This window comes from Natronomonas sp. CBA1123 (genome assembly GCF_009741925.1).
In the GTDB taxonomy this organism is placed as follows: Archaea; Halobacteriota; Halobacteria; order Halobacteriales; family Haloarculaceae; genus Natronomonas.
Map to the genome: position 1 here is coordinate 1 of NZ_WPCC01000080.1, position 4,538 is coordinate 4,538.

4 protein-coding genes and 2 pseudogenes are annotated in these 4,538 nt (G+C 66.5%); 4 read left to right on the forward strand and 2 right to left on the reverse strand.

Annotated elements, in window-relative coordinates; translation table 11 throughout:
• From GJ631_RS18200 to GJ631_RS18210, 3 genes and pseudogenes are all read left to right on the forward strand, one after another.
• Positions 1–235: pseudogene (locus tag GJ631_RS18200) on the forward strand (hypothetical protein); the annotation flags it as partial.
• 45 nt (positions 236–280) lie between these two features.
• Entirely contained in the window at positions 281–1,714 is a 1,434-nt protein-coding gene (locus tag GJ631_RS18205; RefSeq protein WP_156710510.1) for a carotenoid oxygenase family protein, read from the forward strand.
• 51 nt (positions 1,715–1,765) lie between these two features.
• On the forward strand, positions 1,766–3,079 hold the full coding sequence (locus GJ631_RS18210) for a phosphoribosylamine--glycine ligase (protein ID WP_156710511.1): 1,314 nt from the start codon (positions 1,766–1,768) through the stop codon (positions 3,077–3,079).
• A gap of 12 nt (positions 3,080–3,091) precedes the next feature.
• On the opposite strand, the gene GJ631_RS18215 is transcribed toward GJ631_RS18210, so the two are convergent.
• Positions 3,092–3,541 carry a universal stress protein gene (locus GJ631_RS18215; protein WP_156710512.1) on the reverse strand — a complete coding sequence of 150 codons (450 nt, stop codon included), beginning with the start codon at positions 3,539–3,541 and terminating at the stop codon, positions 3,092–3,094.
• A gap of 215 nt (positions 3,542–3,756) precedes the next feature.
• Here GJ631_RS18215 and GJ631_RS18220 point away from each other — a divergent pair, with 215 nt between their 5' ends.
• On the forward strand, positions 3,757–4,200 hold the full coding sequence (locus GJ631_RS18220) for a universal stress protein (protein WP_156710513.1): 444 nt from the start codon (positions 3,757–3,759) through the stop codon (positions 4,198–4,200).
• 22 nt (positions 4,201–4,222) lie between these two features.
• On the opposite strand, the pseudogene GJ631_RS18225 reads toward GJ631_RS18220, so the two are convergent.
• Positions 4,223–4,538 (reverse strand): annotated as a pseudogene (locus GJ631_RS18225) (cation-translocating P-type ATPase); the annotation flags it as partial.

Consider the following 4,538-nt stretch of genomic DNA (forward strand, 5'->3'; position numbering starts at 1 on the left):
GAGAGCGACGACCTCCGAGTCCCGCCGGGGGATGGCCGCCGAGCGCCTGGCTGGCGACGCCGCCCTCGCAGAGCGCACTCGTCGGGTCGCCGACACCGACCACGAGGGCGGCCGGGACGCTCTCGAGGCATTCCTCGACGACGAGGCGGCCATCGAGAAGCTCCGAGAGAACGCCCGGACGGAAGCCAGAGCTCGCGCCGAGGAGTGGGGCTTCGAGGACGCGGTTCCCGAGTGAGGGCGCGGGCGCCAACAGTAAGCCGCCGGCGTCCCACGTAGCCGTATGGACCACCGCCTCGGACTCGGCCCCGCCGAAGAGGTCGGCCCCGTCGACTGTCCGGTGTCAGGCGACCTGCCGGCGTGGCTCGACGGAACGCTCCTCCGAAACGGCCCCGGTTCCTTCGCCGTCGGCGAGGGCCGTGTCAACCACTGGTTCGACGGCCTCGCGTTGCTGCGGCGCTTCGACATCGCCGACGATGGTGTCACCCTCACCACGCGGTACCCCCGATCGGAGGCCTACCACGCTCGAACACAGGGCCGCCTCGGTGCCCGGGAGTTCGGCACCGACCCGGACCGTTCGGCCCTCGCCGCACTCCGCGATATCGTCGACCCCGCGGTCACTGACAACGCCTCCATCTCGGTAGCGTACCTCGCCGACCGGTGGCTCGCGCTCACCGAGACGCCGAACTCCGTCGCCTTCGACCCCGAGACACTCGACACCGAGGGCGGTTTCAGTTTCGACGACACGCTGGCTGCGGAGGGTTCGGGCGGCCTCGCTCATCTCCACCGCGACGCTTCGGCAGGCGAGACGTGGGGATTCGCCACCCGTCTCGGTCGGGAACGCGGCTACGCGCTGTGGAAACTCCCTGACGGCGACTCCGAACGCGAGGTCGTCGGCACCGTCGACCGCTCGCGACCGGCGTACATCCACAGTTTCTGGCTGACGGAGAACTACGCCGTCCTCTTCGAGTCCCCGTATCGGCTTCATCTCCCGTCGCTTCTGTACAAGCCGTTCGCCGACGCCTTCGAGTGGACCGACCGCCCCGCACGCCTGCTCGTCTTTCGGCGTGACTCAGGCGAGGTCGTCGCCGAACCGGAGATTCCACCGGCCTTCGTCTTCCACGGCGTCAACGCCTACGAGACCGACGACGGCCTCGTCGTCGACTCGGCCGTCTTCGCGGACAGCGAGGTGATGGACGCCTTTCGGCTCGACCGCCTCGATTCGCCCGAGTTCACCCAACCGACCGCCGAGTTCCGCCGATACCGCGTGCCGCTGGACCGCCGCTACGGCAACGTCACGAGCGAGACGCTCCATCCCGGTCCCTTCGAGTTTCCCGCCATCGAGTACGGCCGTCGAGGGCGTCGGTACCGCTACGCCTACGGCGTCGGTGCGCCGACCGACGACGAGGGTCGGGCCGGGTTCGCCGACCGCTTGCTGAAAGTCGACATCGAGACGGAGACGACTACGGTGTGGCACCCGCCGAACTGCTTCGTCGGCGAACCGCTTTTGGTTCCTCGGCCGGACGCCGAGGCCGAAGACGACGGTGTCGTGTTGACGGTCGCACTCGACGCCGGCGAAGAGCGGTCGTTCCTCGCGGTCCTCGACGCCGAGTCCTTCGAGGAACGCGCCCGTGCGACGGCGCCCGTCGCCGTCCCCTTCGGCTTCCACGGGCAGTTCGTGCCGCGAGGAGAGCGCTACTGCCGGAGCAACGACTGAGCGTCGACGGTCGCCCCCACGCTTTACCTCGTGGACATCGTCGGGTAGCTTATGGACAGCAAACGGTTCCTCTTCGTCTCGCTGGACGCCGCCCTCATCGGGGACGTAGCGTGGCAGGTCTCACGGGAAGGCCACGACGTGAAGTACTACATCGAGGCGGAGAGTGACAAGGAGATAGCCGACGGGTTCGTTCCGAAAACCGACGACTGGGAGGCGGAACTCGAGTGGGCCGACGTAATCGTCTTCGACGACATCTGGGTCGGTTCCGAGGTCGGGACGGGCGAACTCGCAGAGGGCCTCCGTGAGGATGGCCACGCCGTCGTCGGCGGGACGCCGAACACCGACCGGCTGGAAGAGGACCGCGGCTACGCGATGGAGGTCCTCGAAGCCCACGACGTTACCACCCTCGACCACCGGGAGTTCTCGGATTTCGGCGCCGCCATCGACTACGTCAACGCCAATCCCGCGCCCTACGTCATCAAACCGCTCGGGGAGGTCCAGAACGTCAAACGACTGGTGTACGTCGGCCGCGAGAACGACGGCAGCGACGTCGTCGACGTGCTTCGGGCCTACGAGAAGGCGTGGGGCCACCGGATGAAGGGGTTCCAACTCCAGCGTCGCGTCGAGGGCGTCGAGGTCGCGGTCTGTGGATTCTTCAACGGTAGCGAGTTCGTCGAACCAATCAATTTCAACTTCGAGCACAAGAAGCTGTTTCCAGGCAACATCGGCCCCTCGACCGGCGAGATGGGAACCTCGATGTTCTGGGCCGCACGCAACGACCTCTTCGAGCGGACGCTCGGGAAACTCGCCGACTTCCTCGCCGAGGAGGGGTACGTCGGCAGCATCGACCTCAACTGCATCGTCAACGACAACGGCGTCTACCCGCTGGAGTTCACACCGCGGTTCGGCTATCCCACCATCACGTTACAGGAGGAGTCCTTCGAATCCCCGACCGGACAGTTCTTTTACGACCTGGCACACGGAGAGGACCCGAATCTGCAGGTCCACCAGGGGTATCAAATCGGCGTCCGGGTCGTCCTGCCGCCGTTCCCGTTCGACGACGAGAAAACCTACGACGAGAACTCACGGAACGCGGCGGTCGTCTTCGACACCGACCGTCGCGAGGGGATTCACATCGAAGACGCCAAGAACGTCGACGGCCAGTGGCGCGCCGCCGGCGAGTCCGGGATGCCGCTGGTCGTCACCGGGAAGGGCGAGACGATGGGTGCCGCCCGCGAACAGGCCTACGGCCGCATCGACGACATCGTCATCCCGAACCTCTACTACCGCGACGACATCGGTGAGCGCTGGATAGACGGCGACGGCGACCGCCTGCTGTCGTGGGGGTATCTCGGACCCGCCTGAGGCCGTCGGCGACTACTCCTCGACTGGCGTCTTCACGATGGTGACCGGTCGCTCGGCCATGTTGGCGACGCGGTCGGCGACGCTGCCGAGCAGTCGGCGGTACTCCCCGGAGCGGTTCTTCGACCCGATGACGGTCAGGTCGATGTCGGCGTCGTCCATGTACGCGAGGATTTCCTCGTGTGGCACGCCGTGGCGGACGACCGCGTGGGTTTCGACGCCCGCCTCCTCGGCGGCGGCGACGATTTCCTCGACGGCGTCCTCGCCCGCCTGTTCGAGTGCGCTCTCTAACCCCTCGAACTCGTGGACGTACTCGTCGCCGGGGTAGGAACTGTAGGCGTCGGCGTCGACGACGTAGAGGACGTGGAGTTCCGCATCGTACCGCTCTGCGGCGTCGATAGCGTGCTCGATCGCGTAGTCGACACCCGTGCTCATGTCCGTCGGAAGCAACAATCGGTCGTACATATCTCACGAATCGCGGCGGTGGTTGAAATAACTCGGGTTGAATCTCGATTTCCGGGATTCGAGTCCAATCCCCCCGTTTCGGCTGCCCATCCGACCCGCCCGCGGAGTTCCCGCTGTTCGGGATTCGACCCGGTGTATTAGTCGGTGGAAGACGAACCTTCCGTAAGGGGGTGACTGATGTGGTCGGTTCGACCGCGTCCTCCCCACGATACACCATGTACGACCGAATACTGTTTCCGACGGACGGCACCGAGGGAGCGAACGCCGCACTCGACCACGCAATCGACCACGCAGTTCGCTACGACGCGGAACTCCATGTCCTCTACGTGGTAGAGGAGAACTTACCGGTGATGGAGGCCGGACAGGCACAACTCCTCGAGGCGCTCGAAGCCGAAGGCGAACGCGCAATCGACGACGCCCGTGACCGGGCGAAAGCCGAGGGCGTCGATTCGATTCGCGGTACTGTCGCCGGCGGCTCCCCGTATCGCGGCATCCTCGAATACGTCGACGACTACGACATCGACCTCGTCGTGATGGGCACCCACGGGCGGCGTGGCGTCGACCGGTTCCTCCTCGGCAGCGTCGCCGAGAAGGTCGTCCGGAGCGCCGACTCCCCGGTGCTGACGGTTCGAGCCGGCGAGCCCGACGACGAAGAGTAGCCCGCGATGTCGAACCTCGCGGTCACGGCCCGAGCGACCGCGAGGAGTTGACGACGACCAATAGACTGCTCGAAGCCATCGCGACGGCGGCGAAAAGCGGGTTCAACAGCCCGAAGACAGCCAGTGGAATCGCGACGGCGTTGTAGCCGAACGCCCACGCGAGGTTGCTCTTGATGCGGCGGTTCGTCGCCGCCGCGATGTCGAAGGTATCCGGCACCGACCGGAGGTCGTCGTCGACGACGACGGCGTCGGCGGCCTCCGTCGCCAACTGCGTCCCGCCGGCTAAGGCGATACCCACGTCGGCGGCCGCGAGGGCGGGGGCGTCGTTGCTCCCCGTC